The following is a 26,182-nucleotide window of genomic DNA, read 5'->3' on the forward strand; positions in this document are numbered from 1 at the left end:
TAGCCGAACGTATACCTCGATTAGCCGAAAAACGTTCGGAACTATTGTAAAGTATAATATAAAATTATATAGTATGAATAACGTTAGTGGTGGCTAACTAATAAAATCATAACAGAAGGTGGTTTTCCCGTCAAGAATAAAGAAAACCATATAAAGGAGGAATCGTATGGGAAATCATAAGACAGAACAAATAGGACTTTCCGTAAAAGACTTAGTAACAACGGGGATTTTCAGTGCAATTTTCTTTGTGTTTACTTTAGTAGGAGGCGTATTCTTTGCCGTAAATCCAGTGCTTACATTTTATATGCCAATGGGAAGTGCATTATTGTGCGGACCAGTCTATTTACTGCTTGTTGCAAAAGTACATAAAAGATGGAGTACTACTATTTTAGGAATTATTATGGGAATCATCTGGTTTGTAACAGGAATGCACTGGGCATTTTCTTTAAGTTACATCGTAATGGGCATTGTTGCCGATTTTGTTGCGGGAATAGCTGGCTATCAGAATAGATTTTTAAATGCAGTATCTTACATGCTTCTTTCATTAGGTTCTGTATTTACCTATGTGATGTACTTTATGGATCCAGAAGGCTGGGCTGGAACTATGCTAAAGAATGGAACCGAGCAGTCATACATTGACAAGATGAATGATGCAGCACCATCTTGGCTCTTAGCAGTCATTCTTCTTGGAACATTAGCAGTTGCGGCCTTCAGTGCATGGGCAGGTGGCAAACTGTTAAAGAAACAATTTGAAAAGGCAGGCATTACGAAATGATGCAAAAGGAAGAACAGAAAGGACTTTGGCTGGATCCAAGAACCAAGCTTCTGCTCATACTGCTCTGTGTATTCTGCACTATGACAGCACCATCCTTGTTATATGAATATGGTCTTGTTTTATTCATTTTTATATTAGGTGCTGTTAGCGGGCAGATCAAATATGCTGGAAAAGGGCTTTTGCTATATACATTGTTCTATTTGCTCACGATATGGGTGATGGGTTCTATGACGGGTTCCCTGCGGGCCATGTTTATCGCTTTTCTTGGTTTGTTTCATAAAGTATATCCATGTGGAATGTTAGCAGGCATCGTTCTTTCTTCTACAAAAATTAGTGAATTTCTGTCAGCGATGAACCGGATACATGCACCAAAAAAACTGGTGATTCCAATGGCAGTTATGCTTCGTTATATACCAGCTATTCAAGAAGACTGGCACTTTATCAAAGATGCCATGCATATGCGGGATATTTCTCCATCTGTTAGCAGTTTTATCAGACATCCAGTCATGACAGTAGAATGTATCTATGTTCCGCTTATGATGGCGGCATCCAAAGCAGCAGATGAATTATCAATTGCGTCTGTAACAAGAGGGATTGAAAATCCAAAACCAAGAACCTGTCTGGTACAAATTCAGTCAGGTCTTGCAGATGCATTTGTTATACTATGCTTTTTCTTATACTGGATGGCAGCATTTGTCTGGAAAGGAGTATTCTAAATGATTAAGTTAAACCAAGTATCCTTTTCTTATACGGGGCAGGAACAAGGCAGTTTGCATGATATTAATTTAACGATTCAAAAGGGGGAATGCGTTCTGCTTTGTGGCAGAAGCGGCTGTGGCAAAACAACCATTACCAGACTGCTCAATGGCTTAATCCCACATTTTTATACAGGAAAGCTGACGGGAACGGTTACATTGGATGGAATGGATATTGCAAAAATGCCGATGTATGAAATTGCCCAAAAAGCAGGTTCTGTATTTCAAAATCCAAGAACCCAGTTTTTTAATGTGGATACGGATAGTGAAATTGCCTTTGGAATTGAGAATGAGGCCTATCCGCCAGAACAGTTAAAACATATGGTGGAACAGACAACCAAGGATCTGCATATTGAAAAACTGCGTGGCCGCAATATCTTTCAATTATCAGGAGGAGAAAAACAGAAAATTGCATTTGCTTCCGTGTATGCCATGAATCCAGATATATATCTTTTAGATGAACCTTCTTCCAATCTGGATATGCATGCCATACTAGAGTTAAAAGAACATTTGAAATTCATCAAGAAACAAGGAAAAACAATTGTAATTGCAGAACACAGGCTTTATTACTTAATGGAACTTGCGGACCGGATTCTTTACATGGAAGATGGAAGAATAAAAGGCAGTTATACGCCGGAAGAATTTCGGAAAATAGAAGCAGGAGAACGGGAAAACATGGGACTTCGTTCTGCTGATTTAAATCAGGTACATCCAGAAAAGAAGAAAATCCTGCAAAAAGGAATGCCAGTACTGGAATTAAAAGATGTAACGCTATCCCATGAAAAGCGAAGAATCTTAGAACAGATTAACTTGTCAGCCAGTTCAGGAGAAATTATTGCAGTAGTGGGGCATAACGGAGCAGGAAAGACTACATTTTCCAGAGCCTTGTGTGGGCTTCATAAGGATATAAAAGGGAATTATGTCTGGAACGGGAAAACAGTGGATAAGAAAAAAAGGTTAAAGCAGTCCTATATGGTAATGCAGGATGTAAACTACCAGTTATTTGCAGACAGCGTGGAAGCAGAAGTAACCTTTGGAATGAAAGCACCACAGAGGGAATTAGTGGAACAGACACTAGAAGAATTAGGGCTTACAGAGTTTCGGATGAGACACCCAAATACATTGTCAGGAGGACAGAAACAGCGTACAGCCGTTGCTGTCAGTATGATTTGCCAGAAAGATATTCTGATTTTTGATGAGCCGACTTCCGGACTGGATTATGACAGTATGCTGCAGGTGGCAGGCTTGCTTACAAAACTGTCACAAATGGGAAAACTTATTTTTGTTGTAACACACGATTATGAATTTGTTTGTAAAACCTGTCACAGAGTTCTTCATTTTGATGAAGGAGAAATGCCAGATGACCTTCTGGTTACGAAGGAACAAGAAAGACGTCTCAGAGAATTGTTTGCAATACCAGATAATTCTATTTCATATACAGACGAAAGTTTACGAAGGGAAGTGAAACAAGGTGAAAGAGAAGAAAGAAAGCCCAATTGGACTATTGCTTGCCTGGGCGGGGAAAGATAAATATTATTTGTATCTTTCTATTATATGCTCCTTGATAAGCGGTCTCTCCACCATGATTCCATACTATGGAGTCTATCAGTTGATTCGTGCATCTTATGCAGGCACATGTACAAGAGAAACTATTTTACAAAATGCAGTGATGATTGCCATTGCCATTGTAGTAAGATTTGTTCTTTTTTCTGCTTCAGGAGCACTATCTCATAAAGGTGCGTACAATGCACTTTATAAAGTACGCTGTATGGTCATAGAACATATGGCAAAAGCACCACTTGGTGTTCTAAGTGAACGAAATACAGGGAATATCAAAACGGTACTCAATGAAGATATTGAAAAACTGGAACTGTTTTTGGCACATCATTTGCCTGAGCTGATTTACTATATGTGTGGTCCAGTTGCCGTATTTATTTACTTATGTACAGTAAACATACCGCTTGCATTCATTTCATTAATACCTTTACTATTAGCTTTGCTGGTTATGGCGATTATGTTTCGAGGCATGGATGGAATGATGGATAGAGCGAACCGCTCCATTGCCAATTTAAATTCCGTTATTATTGAATATGTCAACGGAATGCGTCTTATAAAGGCATACCGTATGGGAAGCAAATCTTTTCAGAAATATTCCGATGCCATTCAGGAAGAAAATGATGTCTGGAATGAAGTATCCAAAAAAATGGGGCCTCCTTATGCAGCGTATGTTGTGATTACGGAATGTGGAATGCTTTTCATGGTGCCATTAGGAGGATACTGGTTTTTACAAGGCACTATTGCAGCCAGTGCATTTTTACTCTTTGCATTTATTGGCTCTTTGTATTTGACAGAGCTTCGGCCATTACAGGAATTGGGTTCCAACTTAGCACAGGTGCTAAAAGGAATTACAAAGACAAAAGAAATATTGGATATTCCAGTATATGAAGGCGGAAAAGACTTCCCAAGTAAACATGATATTCAATTAAAAGATGTTACATTTTCTTATGATGGAACAAAAGAAGTGCTGAAACAATGCAATCTAACGATACATCATGGAGAAAAAATGGCTCTTGTAGGCCGTTCTGGTGCAGGAAAAAGTACAATTATTGAATTGATTTCCAGATTTTACGACGTGAATCAGGGAACGGTTACAATCGGTGGACAAAATGTAAAAGATCTAAATTATGAACAAGTTTTAGAACAAGTTGCAATCGTATTTCAGAAAACGTTTTTAACTCGTGACAGTGTGTTCGAGAATATCCGTATGGGCAGCAATGCAAGTCTGGAAGAAGTACGAAAAGCAGCAAAGCAGGCACAGATTGATGACTTTATTATGAGTCTTCCAAACGGGTATGATACAAAAGTAGGAAGTTTTGGTGCAAGATTTTCAGGAGGAGAAAAACAGAGAATCGCCATTGCCAGGGCAATTTTAAAAAATGCACCAATTCTTATTCTGGATGAAGCCACAAGTGCAGCAGATCCAGAAAACCAGGTGGAAATTGATCAGGCAATTTATAATTTATGTAAAGGAAAAACCGTTATTATAGTAGCCCATCGTCTTGGTGCAATTAAAACATGTGACCGGGTAGCAGTGGTTGAAAATAATACGGTTACATGCGTAGGAAGCCATGCACAAGTTCTAAAAGAAAATGCGTATTACAAAAAGGCATGGCAGGATTATGAACAGGCACGTTCTATGTCTTATGAACTAGAAGGAGGTGTAAAAGGATGAAAGAAGAACAGGTGTTAAAAGGAAACCGGCAGTTTCACATTTCCATTGGGTGCACCATCATTGAGGGGCTGCTGTCTGGTTCTAACTTTATGCTTATCTATTATGTCTTTCAGGCATTGTGGAACGGAACGTTAAATATGAAAAAAATCCTGCAGCTGACAGGAGGCCTGTTGCTCATTTTCCTTGCCAGAATCGTGATATACAGTTATGGATATGTGCAAGGGCAAATTGGTGGTGCAAAAGTAAGCAGGCAGATTCGGCTTTTTTTAGGAGATAAGCTAAGAAGGATTCCGTTGTCCCGTTTTACAGCAGGGCAAACAGGAGACTATATCAATGTAGCAACCTCCAATGTAAATAGTTATGAAAACGTATTGACTCATAAAACAGGAGATCTGGCAAAAAACATAACCCTTTCTCTTATGCTGATAGGATTTGTATCTACGATGCATCTAAAATCGGGAATGATTTTGCTTGCAGCGGATCTGCTTTTGGTTCCAGCACTATGGTTTTCTTTTTATCAGGTAAAGAAGTATGGGACCAGAAAAAATGAAATCTGTGCAGAAAATGTCAGCAGTATCGTAGAGTACATTACAGGTATCCAGACATTTCGTGCATATGGAATTGGTGGAACAAAAAATAAAACGGTAACGAAGGCTATGAAAGCATTTAGTGATATCAGTTTTATATATGAAGTAAAAGTAATACCAGTAGGAATGTTTCATAGTATCTTATCATGGTTTAGTATGCCATTGGTTATATGGATAGCAGGAAAGTCTTGGCTTACAGGAGATTTAGCAACGGTAGATTATTTAATTATCTGTTTCCTTCCCTTATTTTTATCCAAACTGTCAGATACGATTTTCATAGATTTAACAAGTTATAAGAACTTGACAATTGCGAAAAGACAAATTGAAAAGGTAATTTATGAGCAGGAAGAAACAAAAAGCAGTCAGAAATTTGAACCAGTACATCACGATATCTGTTTAGAACACGTTGATTTCGCTTATGTGGAAAAAGAACCAATCTTAAAAGATGTAAGCATAACGATACCAGATCAGAAGCTGACAGCAATTGTAGGGGATTCTGGTTCAGGAAAATCCACCATTTTAAATATTATATCAAAATACTATGAACTAGAAAAAGGAGATATTAAAATTGGTGGAATTCCAACCCATAATGTGGGAGCAGAGCAGGTGCTTTCCCAAATTTCCATGGTGGATCAAGATGTCTTTTTATTTGATGATACGGTAAGAAATAACATCCGTTATGCTCGTCCGTCTGCTACCGATCAGGAAATTGAAGAAGCATGCCGTCTTGCCAATTGCGATGGATTTATTAAAAAGATGGCAAAAGGGTACGAAACTATGGTTGGTGAGAATGGAAATCAGCTGTCTGGAGGAGAACGGCAGCGTTTATCCATTGCCAGAGCCATTTTGAAAAATGCTCCTATTTTACTATTGGATGAGGCAACAGCCAGTCTGGATGTGGAAAATGAACTGGCAGTAAAGGATGCTATTGCAAATCTGCTAAGAGAAAAGAAAACAGTGGTGATGATTGCACATACTCTTTCCATTGTACAAAAAGCGGCACAGATTGGTGTTGTGTCAAAAGGGAGAATTGTGGAAAGTGGCACTCATGAAGAACTGCTTAAGAAAAATGGAAAATATGCAGCAATGTGGAAAGCAGAACAGAAGCTTTCCTGTTAGAAAGGATAGAGAATGTTATGTCAAATAAAAATGATACAAGAAGCATGCTATTAAGTGCATCTCCTTTGGAACTTTTACTGAAACTAAGTGTGCCAGCTATCATCGGAATGGTGGTAGTTGGATTATATAATTTAATGGATGCTATTTACGTAGGCAGAATGGTAGGGAAAACAGCAATGGGAGCAGTTTCCGTTTCGTATCCATTTACCCTTGTAAATACAGGGCTTGCCACACTGATTGGGGTAGGTTCTGCATCCATTCTTTCACGGGCAATTGGAAAGAACGATCAGAGAACCATAGATAAAATTATGGGAAATTTAATTGCATTAAACTTGATTTTTTCGATTCTCATTATGGGAATAGGAATGATTTTTACCAGACAGGTATTATCCTTATCTGGAGCAGAAGGAGATATTTTAAAAGTAGCCTCCAGATATCTGAGAATTATCTTTGCGGGAAGCTTATTCGTTAATTTTGCTCAGTCTGCCAATATGATTATGCGTGGAGAAGGCATGTTAAAAAAGGCGATGCTGATTAGCGGGGGAGCGGCCATGATTAACATTGTGTTAGATCCCATCTTTATTTTAATAATGAAACCTATGGGATTAGGAGCAGAAGGAGCAGCATATGCAACCATTCTTTCTCAGTTTATTCAGGCAGCACTCACTCTTATGTATTTTTTAAAGCAAAGCCAGAATGTCAAAATTCATGGAGTTCGTTTGGAAAAAGACTTGTTTGGCGAAATATTCGGAGTTGGGTTTTCCGCAATGCTCATGCAAGTTATGTTATTAGTGCAGCAGACTGTCTTATATAATATTGCAGGAAAAAATGGAGGAAGTGACTGGCAGATTATTTTAGGTGCAGCGTTACGTGTCCAATCTTTTGCGTTTATTCCGCTTTGGGGATTAAGCCAAGGCTACCAGCCTGCAATTGGAACTAATTATGGTGCAAAGCAGTTTAACCGTGTCAAATACATAACAAAAAGCTTTTCTATTGCTGCAACATTGCTTGCTGCGGTATTTTATTTGCCAATTATGTTTGCTCCAAAAGGAATGCTTTCTTTATTTTTATCAGATCGTGCAGTTGTGTTATTAGGAGCAGATGATTTCCGGATTTTCTTCCTTTCCTACATCACATTAGGTCTTTGGGTCATTGTTTTAACTATGATGCAGGCATTAGGAAGAGCAAGCAATGCTAGTATTTTAGTTATTTTAAGACAGATTGCAATATACATTCCAGCTGCATTTATCATGCCACATGTTGCAGGACTTGGTGTACATGGGGTATTCTATGCACCATTGATTACAGATGTCTGTGTGTTTGTAGTCGTAATCTATATGTTAAATAAGGAATTAAAACAGATGAAATAGGTAAGAGGAAAAAATGAAATTTATTTTGTATACAGCCTTAATTGGGATTTTTCTCGCTTTTATTAGTACATGTGCTATGACTGCACTCTTATATCGGATGCAGTATAGCAAACGTGTGGAAGCAAACTGTTCTGGCAAGAATCAATCTGAATTCCAGACAAAAACGGTTTCGTTTTGTTCTGGTAAAAATAAGCTGGCAGGCAGCTTTTACTGGCAAAATGGAATCAAGAACTTGCAGCAAGTTGTAATAATCGTACATGGATATGGTCTTACACACTTGGATTATCAGCTGGAAATAGAACATTTTGTGAAGAAAGGAAATGTAGTATTTGCATATGATTTAACTGGATGTGGAGCAAGTGAAGGAAAAAATCCAAAAGGATTTGGCCAGTTTATATTGGATACAAAGGTCGCAGTAAATTACGTAAGAAAAGCAGAACCAGAGAAAAAAATCATTCTGTTCGGTCATAGTACAGGAGCATATGGAGTAGCAGCTTATTTACAGGAAGCAGATCCTTTGGTAGAAAAGGCAATCTGCGTATCTGGATTTTATGACTGTGGATTTTATGCAAGGGAATGTATGAAAGGGAAAATAGGGATACTTGCTTATCTGCTGCCATTTTGGGTACACTTGTTTGAATGGATAAAGTTTGGCAGCAATGGAGCAAAAAGCGGAATCCAGGGAGTTGAACAGTTTGGAAAATCCGTTCTTATTCTTCAAGGGGAACAAGATACAGTTGTGCCAATAACCGCTTCCTTATATGGATGGAAAGAAAAATACACCAATCAGAAAGTAACCTGTGTTTTGATTGAAAAAGCCGATCACTTTCCCATGAGATGGGAACAAGGCAGGGAAATAGTGTAAGGCAAAGTGCCACTTGGAAAGAAGTTGTATAGTTTTTTGGTGCGTGTTATAATGAACCATATAGGCCAATGCAATAATCTTAAGAGAGGAACGATCATGTACCAATACTATTTATTTGACTTATACGGAACGTTAGTTGATATACAGACCAATGAAAAGGACAGAGCAGTCTGGGAGAAATTATCAATATATTATGGATACTATAGTGCTCATTATACACCAGAAGAATTACAGCAGTGTTATTTATTAGAAGAACAGCATTTAAGGAAGCAGGCTTTGGATAATTCAGCTTCCAAAGAGAATGTTTACCCTGAGATTGTTCTGGAATATGTGTTCCAGACATTGTTTGCGAAAAAAGGAGCAGAAGTACCGCTAGAGATAGCAAAACAGGCTGGGCAGCTGTTTCGGATATCTTCGTTACAGTATATTGCATTATATCCGAATATTCCAGAGATGCTTGTAACGTTGAAAGAAAAGCAGAAAAAAATATATCTGTTATCTAATGCCCAGCAGATATTTACGGAATATGAAATGAACTATCTGGATATCAGGAAATACTTTGATGGAATATTATTTTCATCGGATGCCGGCTATATGAAACCAGATATCAGATTTTATCAAAAGGCAATTGAGCAGTTTGGGATTCAGGCCAATGAGGCAATTATGATAGGAAATGATTATGTATGTGATATACAGGGAGCAAAGGCAGCAGGTCTGGATGCATTTTATGTACATACAGACATATCGCCAGCAATGCCAGAAAATTTGCCAGAGGGAACATGGATGCATAACATGGATGGAAATGCACTGCTTGATAGGATACCTCTAAAGTAGATATGGGAATAACCAAAATCTGCTTTGGAGGTATTTTTTTGCCTAAATTCAACCCTGTCCATTGAATCGCCAAAACTTTCCCCTGTTTATCTGGAATTAAGATTTAGTTTAATATATAAACTTTTCTGAATGTATTGTATATCAATAAAAAATAAAGTAAAATATAAAGTGTCGATAGGCTTTACTGAATATACATATCGAAAGCATTCATTTAATTATGAAAAAGGAGATAAAGTCATGAAAAATTGGATGAAAAAAATGAGTTTCTGGAAAAGTGCATTAATAGTAATGCTGGTGGCTGTATTATCAGGAACTATGCTAATTGGCTGTGGTGCCAAAAAGGAAGAAGCAAAAAAGAATACAAAAATTCGCCTTTCTACAACTACTTCCGTAAATGATTCGGGGTTATTGCCATTTCTACAAGGCGATTTTGAAAAGGATACGGGGTATACGTTAGAAATTACTTCAGCAGGAACAGGTGCTGCTATTGAAAAAGGAAAAACAGGTGATGCAGATTGCCTTTTAGTACATGCAAAAAGTGCAGAAGAAGAATTTATAGAGGAAGGCTATGGGGTAGAAAGAGTTGTATTAATGTATAACTATTTTGTGATTGTAGGACCAGAAAATGATCCAGCAGGTATAAAAGGGGTTTCCTCTGCAAGCGAAGCATTTCAAAAGATAAAAGATTCGGGATGCAGTTTTGTATCAAGAGGTGATGATTCTGGTACAAATAAAGCGGAATTAAAAATTTGGGATTCCTTAGGAATTGATCCAGATGGACAGGACTGGTATATCAGTACAGGACAAGGAATGGGAGCATCCATCAATGTAGCAAGTGAAAAACAGGCCTATATTTTTACAGACAAAGCTAGTTATTTATCTCATAGCTTAAAAGATTCATTAGCATTACTACTAGAAGAATCAGATGACTTAAAGAATACATATTCCATGATTGCGGTAAATAAAGAAAAATGGCCAGATACAAATACAGAAGGTGCCAGTGAATTTATCAAATGGATGAAATCTGACAAAGCAAAAGATTTAATTACAAGCTATGGAAAAGAAGAATATGGCCAGCCGTTATTTTATATTGATCAATGATTAGAAAAAGATGTGGATAGAGATACAAAAGGCTTTCAGCCTTTTATTTGGGCAAGATGATGAATTAAGGCAAATTTTATTTTTAACGTTAAAAATGTCATTGTTTTCAACAGGCATATCTACAATAGCAGGAGTAACTGCAGCAGTTTTGTCAGCAGTTACCCCTGCATATCCAATAAAGAGATATGCAGGCTGGTTAATCAATACATTAATGGGAACACCACCAGTAGCAGCAGGATTAATTGTGTTTCTGATGCTTTCAAGGAACGGTCCACTGGGACAATTGGGATTATTGTATACCATTGATGCAATGGTAATTGCACAGGTATTTTTAATAGCCCCTATTGTCACTGGATTATCCAGTCCTGTTCTGGAAAAAAAGTATGAGGAAACAAAAGAGACATTCTGGGGGCTGAATATTGGTGGAAGAAGAAAAGTATTTTTGTTATTACAGGAATGCAGAAAACCGCTGGCTGGAATTATTTTATCAGCATTTGGCAGGTCTATTGCAGAAGTAGGTGCAGTACAGCTAGTAGGTGGTAATGTACAGTATAAAACAAGAGTTATGACAACAGCCATTATGTTAGAAACAAACCGTGGAAATTTCCAGCTTGCAGTTTCACTCGGAATGGTGCTGCTTTTATGTTCTTTCATAGTAAATTCATTGGCAGGTATGATTTTAGAAAAGTAACCACAAGGGAATCAGAAATGTGAGGTTTAGAAAATGACAAGTGGAATTTTGGAGTGGAAGCATTTAAAAAAGAGTTTTCAAGGAAAAACGGTATTGGATGTAGAGCATGTCGTTCTGCAGAAAGGGAAACGATACGTTATTATTGGAGAAAATGGAGCAGGAAAAAGTACGCTTCTGAAAATTCTGGCTGGAGTGATGAAAACAGAAGGGAAGGAGAAGCAAAAAAGACCAGATTGTAAGATTTTATATATGCCTCAAAAGCCTTACATATTTAATATGTCTGTCATGGATAACATGAAAAGGACTGCAAAGAAAAAGAATGTTGAGGAATTCGAGCGTATTTTAGAACAATTAGACATTAAAGAATTAAAAAACAATCAGGCAAACAGTATGTCAGGAGGAGAGAAACAGCGTCTGGCATTTGGAAGAATCTTAGCTCAGTCCTGCGAACTGTTATTGTTAGATGAACCTGCTTCGGCAATGGATGTAAAGGGAACGCTTCTGTTTGAGCAAGTGCTTAAAGAATATCAAAAAGAACAGGGCTGTACACTTGTTATGGTCACTCATGATATTGAACAAGCCAAAAGAATTGCAGACCAGATTATTTTTATTAAGGAAGGAAAGCTTGGAATTGGAGAGGACTATAAAGAACATTTTTCAGATATAGACGAGATATTTTTTTATATATGAAAATGCACACGCTACAAGAATTGAGGGATTGCCATGTTAAATGTAAAAACAGTCAGAGAGACGAAAGAGATTGTGAAAGGCTTCTGTAAAGAAAGCAGAATTATTGAAGAAGTGAAAGTGCAGGATGCCGCAGGAAGAATTCTGGCAGAAGATTTATATAATGAAAAAAATGTTCCAGAGTTTACTCGATCTACAGTGGATGGATTTTGCGTGAAGGCCTCAGATGTATTTGGATGTTCCGATTCCATGCCTGCAATCCTTGAATTTTTAGGAAATATCAAAATGGGAGAAAAGCCACCTTACCAAGTTAAGGCTTTACAATGTGCATATATTGCTACTGGGGGGTATATGCCAGAAGGAACAGACAGTGTTGTCATGATGGAATATACAGAAAATTATGGAGATGAAATTGGCATACTTAAGCCAGCTGCTCCAGGAGAAAATGTGATTTTTGAAGGGGATGACGGGAAGGCAGGAGAATTGCTTTTACAAAAAGGGACTCGGCTGACCAGCAGGTCTTGCGGAGTGCTTTTGGCAAGTGGAGTGTCAAAAGTAAAAGTGAAAAAGCAGATAAAGGCAGCGGTTATTTCAAGTGGAAATGAGCTGGTTTCGGAAGGGGCAGAGTTATTAGAAGGACAAATATATGATGTAAATGGTCCAATGCTTACAGCTGCATTAAAAGAATGTGGGTGTGAAGCAGAGTTTCTAGGTATTATACAAGATGAAGCAGAAGTGTTTGAACAAGTCCTTCAAAAAGCAGCAGAGGAATACGACATGGTATTGCTATCTGGAGGAACCTCTGTGGGAATAAAAGATTTAACTGCTAATACTTTAAACAAGTTAGGAAATATCCTAGTACATGGAATTGCGGTAAAGCCAGGAAAGCCGACAATTATTGCTAAGGTAAAGGATAAGCTAGTGTTTGGCTTGCCAGGAAATCCAGTGGCAGCATATTTTGTGTTTTATTTGTTTGTAAGGACGGCTATACAGAGTATGTATGGTTATCAAGAATTACAAAGAATGGAGAAGAAGATTATCGGTTCTTCCATTTCCTCGAATCATGGAAGAGAAGAATACATACCTGTCAGGATAGAAGAAGGAAAGGCATATCCGGTTATGGGAAAGTCAGGTCTGATTTCTATGTTAAAAGAAGCGGAAGGATATATTTATATAGAGAGAGATAGAGAAGGAATAACAAAAGGGATGGATGTAAACGTAGTTTATTTTTAAGAGGTGATTCAAGATGGGATTTCAGTATTTAACCAATACATCTTTAGAGCAGGCTATCATGCAATACAGGATGGAATTAGATCGATCAGGGTTTTGCAGGCATAGTGAAAAGATTCCAGTTATAGATGCTATTAATAGAATTACTTCCAAAGCGGTTTATGCAAAATTGTGTTCTCCTCATTACAATGCATGTGCAATGGATGGGATTGCATTAAAGGCCGACACGACATTTGGTGCTACAGAAACAAGTCCAGTCAAGATTAGGAAAGATGCGGTTGTATATGTAGACACAGGAGATCCCCTTCCAAAAGAATGTGACTGTGTCGTTATGATTGAAGATGTTATTAAAGTGGATGCTGGCATTCTGCTTTATCATGCTGCAGCACCGTGGCAGCACGTAAGGCAAATCGGAGAAGATATGTCAGCTGGGGACATGATTTTGACATCTTTTAGCCAGATAACACCAGTAGCAATAGGAGCTATGCTTGCTTGTGGTGTACTTGAGGTAGAGGTAGTCAAAAAGCCCATTGTGGGCATTATACCTACAGGTGACGAAATTGTACAGCCAGACAGTGAACCAGAGGAAGGGAAAATCAAGGAGTTTAATTCTGCGATTTTTGGTGGAATGGTTCATAATTGTGGAGCTTGTGCAAAAGTATATCCCATTGTAAAGGATCAGAAAGAGGAATTGGAAAATATGCTAAGGAAAGCGATTAAGGAATGTGATGTGGCAATCTTAATTGCTGGTTCTTCAGCAGGAAGAGAGGATTATTCCAGCGAGGTAATTAACAGCGTAGGAAAGGTAATATTTCATGGAATTGCCATGAAGCCAGGGAAACCTGCGGTGTTAGGAATGGCAGGAAGTGTTCCTGTAATTGGTCTTCCTGGGTATCCAGTATCTGGAATCATAGTATTTCAGAACATTGTGGAACCACTATTAGAATATCTTACGGGACAGAATTTACATAAAGAAGAAAGGAAACAAGAGGCTGTTTTAACAAAAAACTATAATTCCTCTTTAAGTTATAGAGAATTTGTAAGAACCCGTCTTGGATATGTGAATGGGCGGATGATTGCAACACCTTTAAATGGTGGAGCAGGGGTAGTCAGTTCATTTTTAAAGGCGGATGGCATTATCGATATTCCCAAGAACAGCGAAGGCGGGGAACGAGGAGAAACAATGTCTGTAAAATTATTAAAAAGCAAAAAAGAAGTGCAGCAGAAACTTATCATTACTGGAAGCCATGATCCATTAATTGACGAAATCACAGACATTATGGTTCGTCAGGAAAAAGGATTTGGAATTGTATCTTCACATGTGGGAAGTATGGGGGCTATATTTGCAGTAAAGCGAAAGGAGGCACATCTGGGTGCCATACACTTGCTAGACGAAGAAACAGGCAGATACAATACATCTTATGTAAAAAAGTATTTTCCAAGTGGAGGTGTAAAGGTTGTAGAAGGTGTAAAACGAGTACAAGGGTTTATGGTACAGAAAGGAAATCCGAAAGGGATACATCATCTAAGAGATATTTTAAGACAAGATATTTCTTATGTGAATAGGCAAAAAGGTTCGGGAACCCGTATTTTAACAGACTATCTAATTAAAAAAGAAGGACTTGTAAAAGACAAGATACGAGGATATGAAAGAGAGGAATTTACCCATACTAGTGTAGCTGCTATTGTAGCAGCAGGAAGTGCTGATGTGGGAATGGGGATATATTCCGCAGCTAGAATATACGGACTGGATTTTATTCCAATATGTGAGGAACATTATGATTTCCTAGTAGATGATGAAACACTGGAATTAGAAGAATTTCAGGAATTCCTTAAGATTATGAAGGGAGAAGAACTAAAGGCTAGATTAGGAAGAATGGGGGGGTATGTAATAAATAATTCTGGATGCATTGTTAATTTAGAATAAGAATGGAGTATAAAAGTATGTCTGATAAGAAGCATTGCATATTTATGTTTCCTGGAATTGGGGATAATTACAGAAAATACATTCAGAAATGGAAGGAAGAAGATTATCAGTACTTGCTGGAATATGCTCAAGTTGCAAAAAGAGATTATGAAGTAGATATTTTAGCAGACAGCATAGGTTCTTATGCAGGTTCTTGGGTGTTAAATTACACATGTGATTATCTGGTGTATCAGAAACATAAGAAAGCAGGTATGATTCCAGATTATATGGCAGGATATAGCCTAGGAGCCATTACAGCACTAGCATGTGCCGGAGGGTTTGAATATGGTGATGGAGTACAGATTTTAAAAGAGATTGCAACATACCGTAAGCCAGCAGCAGAAGAACAGTTAATGCTTGTAATTGGTTTTACCACAGAGGAACTGAAAAACATCATTAATAAGGAGCATTTAACTAAGAAAATATTTATAGCCTGTATTAATAATAAGTGTTGCTTAACGGTAGCTGGCAGAAAGAAAGAATTAGAAAAGTTTGAGAGAATGATTCAGCAGATGGGGGCTTTGAAAACAAAGCGGATTGAATCTCCATATGCGTTTCATACAGATTATATGAAAGAAGGGATTGCTATTTTTGCACAGAATATAAGCAATATTGCATATAAAGAGTGCTCTGTTTCTGTTATTTCTTCTATTGATCAGCGGGAAATAAAAAGTGGAAGACAGGTATATGAAGAACTTATAAGGAATTTGTATAGAAGCCTTAACTGGAAGGATACCATTCTTAAATTTGAGAATGGAGAAAAGCGTACATATGTTGATACTGGACTTACTAAGTCCATGATAAAAATTACAAAGTTAATAGCTGGGGAACAAGAATATATGGATTTATCATATATGGTAAAAAAAACATATGATGAAGGCAGATAAATAGAGGGTAAAAGTGATGGGTATGAAAAATAACTGTGTTTTTGCATTTGGTGGTGTAGGTGGCAGCGTTACAAAATTTGAAAAAAAGCTTTCGAAGGAACAAAAGAAGAAAGCAAAGGACTGTCTTGAAAGAGCTTCTAAATGTGCGGAGATGGATCTCTTGGGTTACTGGTATAACAGAGAATTCTACAGTGATCTTGATAAATATTTTGCAGAATGGGTTTTGACTTATACATATGACTGTATTCTATTTGAAGAAGCCATGAATAAGGGATATCAGCCAGATTTGTTAATGGGATATAGTCTTGGGCTGAATACCGCTTTGGTTTGTGGAGAAGTCATTACATATGAAGATGGTGTGAAGATTTTAGAAGGGGTAAAAGAATGTGCCAGAGCTGGTTTTGTGACAGAAGAAAGAGAAATGGGAATCATAATAGGCATTACAAAAGAGTGCTTAGTTAAGATGATTCATAAGAATCATTTTGAGGAGAAGGTAGCCATTGGAAGCCAGAATAGTGAGGAAGGCTTTATTGTTTCTGGATGTAAGAAGGAAATTCTTACAATACTGGAACAGGCAGAACAGGCAGGGGTTCTAAAAGCTAGAGCACTAGAAGTTCCATATTCCTTTCACGATGGAAAAATAAATCCTGAATATATGCAGAAATATTTTAATAATGTATCCTTGCTGGATATGAAAAATGCCAAATATCCAATTATGTCTGTATATTCCCAGAATATTATGCAGGATGCCAAGACACTGAGAGAGGAACTTAATCTGAATGTACATTCTTCCATGAACTGGAATACATCAATAAAGAAACTTGAAAATATGGGATATAGCCGTTACATGGATATTTCGTTGGATTACACATTGAAAAAAATATCAGAATTTGAAAGGGAGGGTGTTGAGTTTCTTACATACAAGAACATTTTACAATGAAAGGCTGGGGAAGATGAGAAAAGTACGTGATGATGATATTATGTGGGTTGACCTTACTAGTGGAAAAATAAGGCGTGAAGAAGTTTCTTGTGAACTGAGAGAAAAGTTTATTGGTGGAGAAGGCATTAATACGAAACTTTTATATGATTCAGGAGCTATGTACCATGATCCGATGTCTGATGAAAATACTTTCATTGTGGGAATAGGCCCTTCTGTTGGGACTGGATTAATGGCAGGAAACCGCTGTTCTATTACAGGAAAAAGTCCTTTAACTGGAATCTATGGTGATTCTAGTACAGGTGGAAATTTTGTCCTGAATATGCGTGCATTGCATATTCAGCATATTGTAGTAATGGGAAAAGCACAAAAGCCAAGTTATCTGTTTATTGATAAAGACGGTGTGGCAAAGATTCTTGATGCAGGTGATTCTTGGGGAATGAAATCTGTAGAAGTTGTGGATTACTTTGAAACCATTCATGGAAAAAGAATTGAGGTGCTTTCCATTGGACCTGCTGGGGAAAGACAGGTTCGATTTGCAAGCGTTATTGTATCTAGGTGGCATGCAGCAGGTCGAATGGGCATGGGCTGCATTATGGGCAATAAAAATTTAAAGGCCATTGTAATTGAGACAAAACGGCCATTAGGGATTGCGTATCATGATGAGGAAAACCTTAGAAAATTAAATAAGAAGTGGTTTAAGCTTGCGGGCAAATCCATGCTTACCAAAAATGAAAGTATTGATGGCTCCCTGTTTTTAATGGAGCGATACAATAAGGCAAAATGTCTTCCAATAAAAAACTGCCAGCTAGGATACGAAAAAAGAGCAGAAAAAGTGTATTCCGCTCCATTTAACTTAAAATATGTGGATAAAAAGATTGCTTGTTATGCTTGTACGGCAAGATGTGGACGTGTATTTGAAATAAAAGATGGTGTTTATAAAGGAGAAAAAGGCCGGAGAATTGATTACGGTGCGGCTGTGTCCTTGGGACCTGCACTTGACATTTATGAATGGGATAAAATCATTCATCTGAAATTAATTGTAGATGAACTGGGATTTGATGCTATGGAAGTTGGCGGCATGCTGGCTATGATCATGGAATGTAGTGAAAGAGGATTAATAGATGATAAGTTCACTAATGGTCGTAAATTCCATTATAGCAATATGGAGGATATTGAATACCTGTTGAATTGTATTGTGGATGTAGAGGACTCATTTGGAAGAATTCTTGCAGGAGGTACAGAAAGAGCAGCTAAGATACTTGGAATCGAAAAGTATTCTTATTGTGTGAAAAAGTCTTCAACAGGCACCCATTCCAAAGACAGACTGGCATGGTCATTAGGATATGTGACTTCCACAAGAGGTGGAGATCACTTAAAGAATTTCCCATTTACTATGCTGTTTGGCGGTTACTTTGCAGATCAGGTAGCAAAATATATTTTTAATGTCAATCCCAAAGAGGAGATTGCAAAACCAGAGAAAAAAGGACGTGTTGTCTGGTGGCATGAAAACTATAAGTATGCAATGGATTCCATGGGATTTTGCCTGTTCGCAATGCACTCATTGCCCAACTTAGGGGCAGGGTATTTTGATGAATATGCAGATATCCTCAATTATATATATGGGACAGAATTAAAAGATACAGATATATTTTTTGCAAGTGAAAGAATATATCAGCTTCAGAATATGATAAATGTCATTTCGGGACAGACCATTGAAGATTATAAATGGCCAGTGAGAAATCCAGATGAGAACATTTCAAAGGAATATCTTGAAATGACCACAATTAAGTCTCTTAATAATCCAGGCATGCTTCCAGAATATTTTAAATTCCGTGGTTTAACTGCAGATGGAAAACCTACAAAGCAAAGATTCAAGGAACTTGGGCTGATAGAAGAGATGGAGGCATTGGAAAATATGCCAGAAGAAGGTGGCAATACCATGAGTCAATCTTTAGAGCATGTTGCAATTAATGCCAAGTTTAAATTCTGGGATAAAGAGAAAGCAATTTTTATGTCAATGCTTCTTGTACATCTGTTAGGCAGAATGGAGAAGAAACGTATTAAGGAATATAAACTGGAACAAATGCGTCAGGAGATGATGGAAAATGAAAACAACTTATCGAAGCAGGGTGGCAGGATATGAACTGGATTCTAATGGACATGTGAACAATGCGGTGTACCTGAATTATCTGGAAGCTGCCAGATGGGAAGGATTTTACCAGATTGGTGCTATGGAACTTTTGAAAGAGCTGGACATTTCACCTATTATTACAGAAACCCAGATTAAATATATGAAAGAACTGCTTATGTTTGATGATTTTGAGATTATTACAGAATGGGCGAGTACGGGAGTCTTTATTCTTAATAAACATAAGATAAAAGACAAAGAAGGAAAAATCGTTGCCAAAGCAGAAAGTAAGCTTCTATTAGTGTCCAAAGAACGGGTTATCTATGACATTCCAGAAGAATTAGGTGAAAAGTTAAACAGGAAAGAAACTTTATAATCTGAAAAGCCATTGGCGTATTTCTATATGGATATTGAGGGTTGATGAAATATTAAGATATTTTCGGAGGAAATCCGTAAATATAGATTATGGTAATTTTTATTGGAGATGGAGGAATTTTTATGAAAGAAATTACAGAAGAAATGAAAAAAGAATTAAAAGAAATGGTGTATGAGTTTATTGCAGAGGAATGTGAAGTACAAAAAGAAGAACTTAATGATGAAACCAGCATTACAGATGATTTAGACGGAGACTCCCTTCTTTTAGTGGAACTTATTGAGTTAGCAAAGAAAAAATATGACCTAGATATCAAGCTTCAGACAATTGGAAAATACCTTCTTAAAAATGAAGCAGATACAATGAAAGAAATTGTAGATGTATTCATTAAAATTTATCAGTATGAGGATGCAATTGTGGATTTAGATGCGTAGAGGAGTTTTGAGATGCCAGTGATGAAAACCAATATTTCGGAACTGGATATCATAGGACGTGTAGGGATGCTTACCATAAATAATGGAAAGAAAAATTTCATTACTGAGCCAGAGTTTGCTGGACAATCCATTTTAAAGGAATGGATTGTCCAGAACAGATTATGTGGATTAGTGATATGTGGCAATGGAAAAAACTTTTCTTATGGGGCTGATGTAAAGGGTGTTTATGATAGCCAGGAGTCCGTTTTGCTGTTAAATGAAAAGCTGAAAGCAGGAAGAGCACTGCTTGACTATATAGAAGCACTGCCAATTGTAACAGTGGCAGCCATTCAAGGAGCTTGCTTTGGAGCTGGATTAGAGATTGCATTAAGTGCAAAGTTCCGTATTGTATCAGAAAAAGCATTTTTAGGGCTTCCAGAAGTATCTAGAGGGTTTATCCCAGGATTAGGCGGCTGTGAGAGAATTGCCAGATTATTAGGGAAATCTATGGCAGCCAAGATGTGTTTGCTGGGTGAAATTCATTCTGCACAAGATGCAAAAGAATACGGATATGTTGATTCTATTGTAGAAGGAGATGTAAAAGAAAAAGCACTATCATTTGTAAATGAGCTTATTTCTGAAAAGAGTCATAAACAGATTTATTATATTATGAAAAATATAATAAACAATAAAGTAACTTCTGGTGAAGGAAAGGATAGTGCATTTACAGATGTTCTATTAGAAAGCAAGCAGAAAAAAGGAGATTTGCTAACATGAAAAAATACTTGGTTCGGACTCTTATCTGTAAACTTCATATGAAGAATACAGAGGTTACAAATGAAGAATTTTTCAGTTACTTATATGATTCAAAAAAGGTAAAGAAATGGTTTAATACCGTTCCAATGATCTGGTTTACTACAACAGGTGATCGGTTTGATGTAAATGAAATAACATATTTTCACATATTACCAATTCCTTTTCATTATGGCATTCGATGTCGTGAACTTTTACCAGATCATAGGGGAATGCTGGTGGATATCATTGGACCATTAAAGGGGTATGGCAGATTTGAACTGATACCAGATAAGGATGGGATTCTTTTGCATCATGAGTTAAATCTGCAGGCCAAGAACAAACTGGTGCATTATTACTATGGACTTATTGCAAAAGGTCATGATAGGTACATGAAAAAACGGCTTGGAGTGTTAAAAAAGCTGCTTATAGAAGAACACAAAAAGAATGAGGCAAAGTAGCATAGGTAGGTAATTGGAGAGGATAGTATGAAAATAGAAAAAGAAGAAAGGATTCTTATGATTTATCTGGAATCCAAAGATTCTTTATTAAGATTAAAGGAAGAAATTTTAGAATCTGCCAAACAAGAAGAAGTATATGCGATTGCTTTTATAGTGACTAAAGAATGGAAATTTAATCTGAAAGAAGCAGAACCAATATTTCACTGGATGAAAAAAATTCCTTTCCTTACTATGATAGCAGTAGAAGAAATAAGCGATAGCAATAAAGTATTTTCTGTATTTGGGGAGTACAGACTTACAAAGGTAAGCTATGAGATTGAATTTTCCAGCTATGAAGAAAGTGATTGGAAAAATAGAGGGAAATTATTATATGGTGCAAGAGCAGGTAAAGATACCAGCTATTTCATTCAGGCAAATGTTCCAGAAGAAAATATTTGTGATGCAATACGAAGAAAAGGGAAAGAATGGTTTTCGGGAAAATCAGCGGATCATATTCGTCTGCTAATCGCATTCTTTAAAAATTTTAATGAAGAGCAGTCGGAAGAAAAACTGTTAAGTCTGGAATCTCATGCCTTTTGCGATTTGATTCGTGGAGAGCAGGTGAATATGCCATGAAAGAACACTATGGAAACATTGATTTTTATGTAGAAGAAGAAATTGGATATATCCAGTTAAATTACTTGCCTGCCAATAAAATGACACAGGACTTTTTTGAAAACCTGTCTTTGTTAGTAAAGGAATTAGCAGAATCAGAGATAATCAGCCAGATAAAAGGAATCATTATCAAAGGAGCAGGAAAACATTTTAGTGCAGGTGCAGATGTGGATAGGCTGCGGGCTATGATGAAAGAACCAGCAGAAGATTCCCTAGATAAAGGACTTCCAGCAGGACATGTGCGTGATAAAAAATGTTTTGCCCTACTACAGAAATTTTCTGTGCCTGTTATATCGGTAGTAACAGGATTCTGCATTGGCTCAGGTTTAGAACTTGCCTTAAGCTGCAGAGTTCGTATTGCAGAGAAGAAGGCAAAAGTTGGATTTCCAGAAAGTACATTTGGCTTTCTTCCGGCATTAGGAGGAAACGTTCGCACTGTAAAAAGTGCAGGCCTGGAAAAAGCATTAGATATGATTCTGTCTGGAAACATATATAAAGCAGATGAAATAAAAGATTGGGGGTTATTTCATCATATAGTAGAAAAAAATGAAGGTATTGAATTAGCAAAAAAAATAATTTTGAATCAAGTGGGTGATTAAATGAGTAAATATGTAAAAGTTGCAGGAACTAGTTCCTATTTTCCAGGAAGACCAATTAGATTTGACGAGATAAATTCTTATCTGGGAGAGTTAGATAACATATCTCCAAGATTAAAAAAGTGGATCAATGTCACACAGCCACTTATGCAGGAACTGTTAGGGGTAGAATACTGCTATTATGCATTTGACAATGAAACAAGAGAGTATTTTGATGACAATCTTACCATGTCTGTAAAAGCTGCTAAGAAAGCCTTAGAAGAAGCTAGCATGAAAGCAGAAGAAATTGATTTGTTAATTTATGGAGGGAATTTTTCGGAACAGATGCCTCCATTAAGCACCAGAATTCAGGAAGAGCTAGGAATAGATATTTGTGCAGAATTTCATATCCATGCAAATTGTACTTCTATTTATAAGGCAATTGACTTAGCAAATGTATATTTAAGTACTGGGAAATACAAAAATGCATTAGTGGTTTCCTCTTGTGTTTCAAGTTCTTTTTTTACTCCAGAGTTTTACAATCAGCAAGTGGTTACCAAAGAAGATATTTTTTTAAGATGGTATTTATGTGATGGTGCAGGAGCAATGGTATTGAAAGCAGCAGAGGAAAAAGAAAAAGGATTTTATCTGGAAAATACTTATGTGGAATCAGCAGGTGGGCACAAGCAGTCTGCTATGGGCAACCGTATTCTGGCTAGATGGAATAATCCGCTAGATACCTATGAAAAGGGACTGCATCATATTAAACAGGTTTACTTAAATCAGATGAAGGGAATGGCACACAAAGAAGAAAATGGAAAGACTATTTTCTATGCAGCACTTAAGAGAATGATAGAGAAACAGGAAATTTCATTGGATACCTTAAAATATTTCGTAGTAAATATGCCATCCAAATCGGTTAGAGAATATATTATGAATGAATGTACGGAGCTGGGAATCAAAACAGAACAAGTTTACAGTGCCATAGAGGAAGTGGGATACGCAGGGCCGCCTGCAGCCGTAATTTCAATTGATAAAATACTGAAAGAAAGAGAGTTTAAAAATAACGATATGGTATTCAGCTTTGTTATGGAAGTAAGTAAATTTATGCAGGCTGGCTTTATTATCCGTTACTGCGACTAGGAGGAATGACATGAACATACTTTTGATAAATCCACCAGTTCCAAATCGTTTTAAAATATTTGAGTATTGTGATGACAGTGGAAAACGAGCAATATCCAAACGAGTATTAGTTGGACCACCATTGGCACTGAATGAACTTGCAGGGGTCGTACCAGATGAAAATGTATACATTATTGATCAGCAGGCGGAAATCAATGCGGATCCAGCTTACGAATATATTAGTGAAACACTGAATTTTATCAAAGAGTTTCAGCCAGACATCATAGGAATTACTTGTCTTACCGCCCAGTATAATGGGGTAATTAAGCTTATGAAGGCAATTAAAGAGTTTGATTCTTCTATTTTGATTACCATTGGAGGAATTCATGTCAGCTCAGCACCTCAGGATTTCATTGGCAGTGGAGCCGATATTTTATCCATTGGAATCGGAAAACATAGTTTCTATCATCTGGTTCGGGAATACAAAGCCAATGGAAGAAAAGCAGATTTTATGAAAGTTCCTGGAATTGCAGTAAATACAGGAAAAGATTTGAAATATTCCAGACAGTTATGTGAGCTTTCCTTTCAGGAACTGCAAAGGGACTATATGTTAGATGATATGATACCAAACAGGGAATTAACAGACCGCTATCCATATATTGTGCCAGGTCCTAAAAAGAGAATTCATTACCTGTGTACTTCTCAAGGGTGTACCCACAAATGCAACTTCTGTTATCTTTGGAGAATGACCAATGGCTATTACATACATAAAAAGATAGATAATATTATAAAAGAAATGCACACAATGGATAATTATCCAATTATCCGTTTTGCAGATTCTCACACTTTTGGAGATTTAAAAAGAGCGAATGAATTATTTACCAGAGTTGTGGATGAGGGACTGAACAAGAAACATGTTCTTATGGGAGATGTACGTGTGGATACAGTTGTAAAGCATCCAGAGGAAATTGAATTGGCTAGAAAAGCGAATCTTCGTATTGTTGTATGTGGACTGGAATCTGTAAATGATGAAGAATTGAAGCTGTATGGCAAAGGAAGTGGCGTATCTGAAATTGTTGAAGGACTTCATGTGTTAAATGAAGTAGGAATTCGTGTAAATGGAAATTATATCATTCGTCCAGACTATCAGGAAGATGATTTTAAACGTCTTGGTGAATTTATTATGGAGCATCCTATTTACAACTCAGCTCTTACGATTCTGACACCATTTCCAGGAACAGAACAATGGGAGGAATTACAGGACCAAATTGTAATCCATGATTTTGATTATTATAACTTGACCAATTGTGTTTTAAAGACGAAGCTTCCAGAAGATAAATTTTACGAACATATCGCAGAAATTTACAAGATTAGCGAGGCTTCAGGAGAACTTTATGCATCCAGATACGGAAGGGGCGTTGAGGAAGATTAGGGAATTAACAGAAACAGAAAAAAACGTTTTTATTGGCATTATAGGCAATGGAAAAATGGGAACCAGTATTATGGAGGAACTGTTTGAAAAAGAGTTTGCGGTTATCCTGTATTGTAGAAACAAGAGAGAAGAAAGCCAGCAGCATATAGAAAAGATTCTGAAGCGTAAGCAAAAAAGAAATCTTATTACAGAAGAGGAATATTTACAAAAATGCCAAAAGTTCCAAGTGACATCGGAATTAGAAGATTTAGAAAAATGTAATTTGATTATTGAGTCTATTACAGAGGAACTGAAAGCAAAACAGGATATGTTTCATGCATTAGGCCAGATAGTATCTAAGGAGTGCATTTTCGCAACTAATACGTCATCTATTCCATTAAACAAGATATTTCAGAATGTGGAAAATAAGGAAAGATGTATGGGCATGCATTTCTTCTATCCAGTGAAAATCAGCAATACGGTTGAAATCAATGTCTTAGAAGAAACAGGAAGCAAAGAGTACCAGTTAGTCAAAGAAGTGGTTAGCCAATTAGGAAAAACAAGTGTTACGTTTCACCAGCCAGACCATATGTATCTGAACAATGTAATTTCTGTGATTTCTACACAGTCATATGCCTTGGTGAAGCAATATAATATTCATCCATTGCGCTTTAATCAGGATGTATTAGAACCTATTATGCTGTGTGGTGCTTTTGATATTGTAGATTCTGTTGGAATACCAATTATCAAAGAGAGTTTATTTCATTTTATGGATGAAAGGCATAAGCAGCTATACGAGCCTTTTTACAAGGTGTGCTCCCAGATGGAACAAGAAGGGTATCTGGGAAAAGGAAGTGAAAAGAGTTTTTATGATTATTTCACAGAACATTGCAATATGAGCAAAATGGAAATAGACAAAGCAGATAGTAACCTGTATCAGGATGCAGTGCTTGCTGTTTGCATAAATGATCTGGTGGGTGTTTTAGAAGAAATTAAGGATGAGGAAGCAGAGACATTTTTACGGGCAGTAAAAGATGTACTAGGATTTTCAAAGGATGTAAAAGAGTTTTACAAAGAGCTTGGATATGAAACTATAAAAAGGATTCTTGGGGAATTCGATAAAGTATCTCCAGCAAATAGTTATAAGATAAAAACCAAAGAAGCATTTATGCGTTATTTAGGAGAAGATACTGGAAGGAGAAAGGAGTGACTGG

Annotated in this window: 25 protein-coding genes; all 25 read left to right on the forward strand. The window is 37.0% G+C overall.

The window, feature by feature from the left end:
• Nucleotides 1-166 precede the first annotated feature (166 nt).
• The 25 genes from BMY85_RS11650 to BMY85_RS11770 all read left to right on the forward strand — a co-directional run bounded on the left by BMY85_RS11650 (nt 167) and on the right by BMY85_RS11770 (nt 26,178).
• Entirely contained in the window at nt 167-775 is a 609-nt protein-coding gene (locus BMY85_RS11650) for an MptD family putative ECF transporter S component (RefSeq protein ID WP_092478452.1), read from the forward strand.
• Nucleotides 772-1,491, forward strand: a complete 720-nt coding sequence (locus tag BMY85_RS11655) for an energy-coupling factor transporter transmembrane component T (protein WP_092478453.1) — start codon at nt 772-774, stop codon at nt 1,489-1,491. The genes BMY85_RS11650 and BMY85_RS11655 overlap by 4 nt, the downstream gene beginning before the upstream one ends.
• On the forward strand, nt 1,492-3,060 hold the full coding sequence (locus BMY85_RS11660) for an ABC transporter ATP-binding protein (protein ID WP_092478454.1): 1,569 nt from the start codon (nt 1,492-1,494) through the stop codon (nt 3,058-3,060).
• Nucleotides 3,002-4,762, forward strand: a complete 1,761-nt coding sequence (locus BMY85_RS11665) for an ABC transporter ATP-binding protein (protein WP_092478455.1) — start codon at nt 3,002-3,004, stop codon at nt 4,760-4,762. The genes BMY85_RS11660 and BMY85_RS11665 overlap by 59 nt, the downstream gene beginning before the upstream one ends.
• On the forward strand, nt 4,759-6,468 hold the full coding sequence (locus BMY85_RS11670; RefSeq protein ID WP_092478456.1) for an ABC transporter ATP-binding protein: 1,710 nt from the start codon (nt 4,759-4,761) through the stop codon (nt 6,466-6,468). Before BMY85_RS11665 ends, BMY85_RS11670 begins: the two co-directional genes overlap by 4 nt.
• Nucleotides 6,469-6,485: 17 nt before the next feature.
• Nucleotides 6,486-7,838, forward strand: coding sequence for an MATE family efflux transporter (locus BMY85_RS11675; protein WP_092478486.1), 1,353 nt, complete (start codon nt 6,486-6,488; stop codon nt 7,836-7,838).
• Between the two features lie 13 nt (nt 7,839-7,851).
• A complete protein-coding gene (locus BMY85_RS11680) occupies nt 7,852-8,703 on the forward strand; it encodes an alpha/beta hydrolase (RefSeq protein ID WP_092478457.1) in 852 nt (283 codons plus the stop codon).
• Nucleotides 8,704-8,799: 96 nt separating this feature from the next.
• On the forward strand, nt 8,800-9,537 hold the full coding sequence (locus tag BMY85_RS11685) for an HAD family hydrolase (RefSeq protein ID WP_177180765.1): 738 nt from the start codon (nt 8,800-8,802) through the stop codon (nt 9,535-9,537).
• Nucleotides 9,538-9,774: 237 nt separating this feature from the next.
• Nucleotides 9,775-10,638: a substrate-binding domain-containing protein gene (locus BMY85_RS11690; protein ID WP_207646552.1), complete on the forward strand. Its 864-nt coding sequence runs from the start codon at nt 9,775-9,777 to the stop codon at nt 10,636-10,638.
• 10 nt (nt 10,639-10,648) lie between these two features.
• Complete coding sequence (locus BMY85_RS11695) at nt 10,649-11,329, forward strand: ABC transporter permease (protein WP_092478459.1); 681 nt, start codon at nt 10,649-10,651, stop codon at nt 11,327-11,329.
• 33 nt (nt 11,330-11,362) lie between these two features.
• Nucleotides 11,363-12,019, forward strand: a complete 657-nt coding sequence (locus tag BMY85_RS11700) for an ABC transporter ATP-binding protein (RefSeq protein WP_092478460.1) — start codon at nt 11,363-11,365, stop codon at nt 12,017-12,019.
• Between the two features lie 33 nt (nt 12,020-12,052).
• Nucleotides 12,053-13,249 carry a molybdopterin molybdotransferase MoeA gene (locus BMY85_RS11705; RefSeq protein ID WP_092478461.1) on the forward strand — a complete coding sequence of 399 codons (1,197 nt, stop codon included), beginning with the start codon at nt 12,053-12,055 and terminating at the stop codon, nt 13,247-13,249.
• Between the two features lie 13 nt (nt 13,250-13,262).
• A complete protein-coding gene (locus BMY85_RS11710) occupies nt 13,263-15,173 on the forward strand; it encodes a molybdopterin biosynthesis protein (RefSeq protein ID WP_092478462.1) in 1,911 nt (636 codons plus the stop codon).
• A gap of 17 nt (nt 15,174-15,190) precedes the next feature.
• Complete coding sequence (locus BMY85_RS11715) at nt 15,191-16,099, forward strand: acyltransferase domain-containing protein (protein ID WP_092478463.1); 909 nt, start codon at nt 15,191-15,193, stop codon at nt 16,097-16,099.
• 13 nt (nt 16,100-16,112) lie between these two features.
• Complete coding sequence (locus tag BMY85_RS11720) at nt 16,113-17,039, forward strand: ACP S-malonyltransferase (RefSeq protein WP_143066375.1); 927 nt, start codon at nt 16,113-16,115, stop codon at nt 17,037-17,039.
• A 13-nt stretch (nt 17,040-17,052) separates the two neighbouring features.
• Entirely contained in the window at nt 17,053-19,182 is a 2,130-nt protein-coding gene (locus BMY85_RS11725; RefSeq protein ID WP_143066376.1) for an aldehyde ferredoxin oxidoreductase family protein, read from the forward strand.
• Nucleotides 19,145-19,543, forward strand: coding sequence for an acyl-CoA thioesterase (locus tag BMY85_RS11730; RefSeq protein WP_092478466.1), 399 nt, complete (start codon nt 19,145-19,147; stop codon nt 19,541-19,543). The genes BMY85_RS11725 and BMY85_RS11730 overlap by 38 nt, the downstream gene beginning before the upstream one ends.
• Before the next feature lie 122 nt (nt 19,544-19,665).
• Nucleotides 19,666-19,974, forward strand: a complete 309-nt coding sequence (locus tag BMY85_RS11735) for a phosphopantetheine-binding protein (protein WP_092478488.1) — start codon at nt 19,666-19,668, stop codon at nt 19,972-19,974.
• A gap of 12 nt (nt 19,975-19,986) precedes the next feature.
• A complete protein-coding gene (locus tag BMY85_RS11740; protein ID WP_092478467.1) occupies nt 19,987-20,730 on the forward strand; it encodes an enoyl-CoA hydratase/isomerase family protein in 744 nt (247 codons plus the stop codon).
• Nucleotides 20,727-21,206 (forward strand): hypothetical protein, encoded by a 480-nt coding sequence (locus BMY85_RS11745; RefSeq protein WP_092478468.1) that lies wholly within the window; start codon nt 20,727-20,729, stop codon nt 21,204-21,206. Before BMY85_RS11740 ends, BMY85_RS11745 begins: the two co-directional genes overlap by 4 nt.
• A gap of 27 nt (nt 21,207-21,233) precedes the next feature.
• Nucleotides 21,234-21,821, forward strand: coding sequence for a hypothetical protein (locus BMY85_RS11750; protein WP_092478469.1), 588 nt, complete (start codon nt 21,234-21,236; stop codon nt 21,819-21,821).
• Nucleotides 21,818-22,459: an enoyl-CoA hydratase/isomerase family protein gene (locus tag BMY85_RS11755; protein WP_092478470.1), complete on the forward strand. Its 642-nt coding sequence runs from the start codon at nt 21,818-21,820 to the stop codon at nt 22,457-22,459. The genes BMY85_RS11750 and BMY85_RS11755 overlap by 4 nt, the downstream gene beginning before the upstream one ends.
• Nucleotides 22,460-23,578, forward strand: coding sequence for a 3-oxoacyl-ACP synthase III family protein (locus BMY85_RS11760; protein WP_092478471.1), 1,119 nt, complete (start codon nt 22,460-22,462; stop codon nt 23,576-23,578).
• A 10-nt stretch (nt 23,579-23,588) separates the two neighbouring features.
• A complete protein-coding gene (locus tag BMY85_RS11765; RefSeq protein WP_092478472.1) occupies nt 23,589-24,989 on the forward strand; it encodes a B12-binding domain-containing radical SAM protein in 1,401 nt (466 codons plus the stop codon).
• Nucleotides 24,952-26,178, forward strand: a complete 1,227-nt coding sequence (locus BMY85_RS11770) for a 3-hydroxyacyl-CoA dehydrogenase family protein (protein ID WP_092478473.1) — start codon at nt 24,952-24,954, stop codon at nt 26,176-26,178. The genes BMY85_RS11765 and BMY85_RS11770 overlap by 38 nt, the downstream gene beginning before the upstream one ends.
• Nucleotides 26,179-26,182 lie beyond the last annotated feature (4 nt).

It is taken from the genome of [Clostridium] polysaccharolyticum (genome assembly GCF_900111595.1).
In the GTDB taxonomy this organism is placed as follows: Bacteria; Bacillota; Clostridia; order Lachnospirales; family Lachnospiraceae; genus Clostridium_AI; species Clostridium_AI polysaccharolyticum.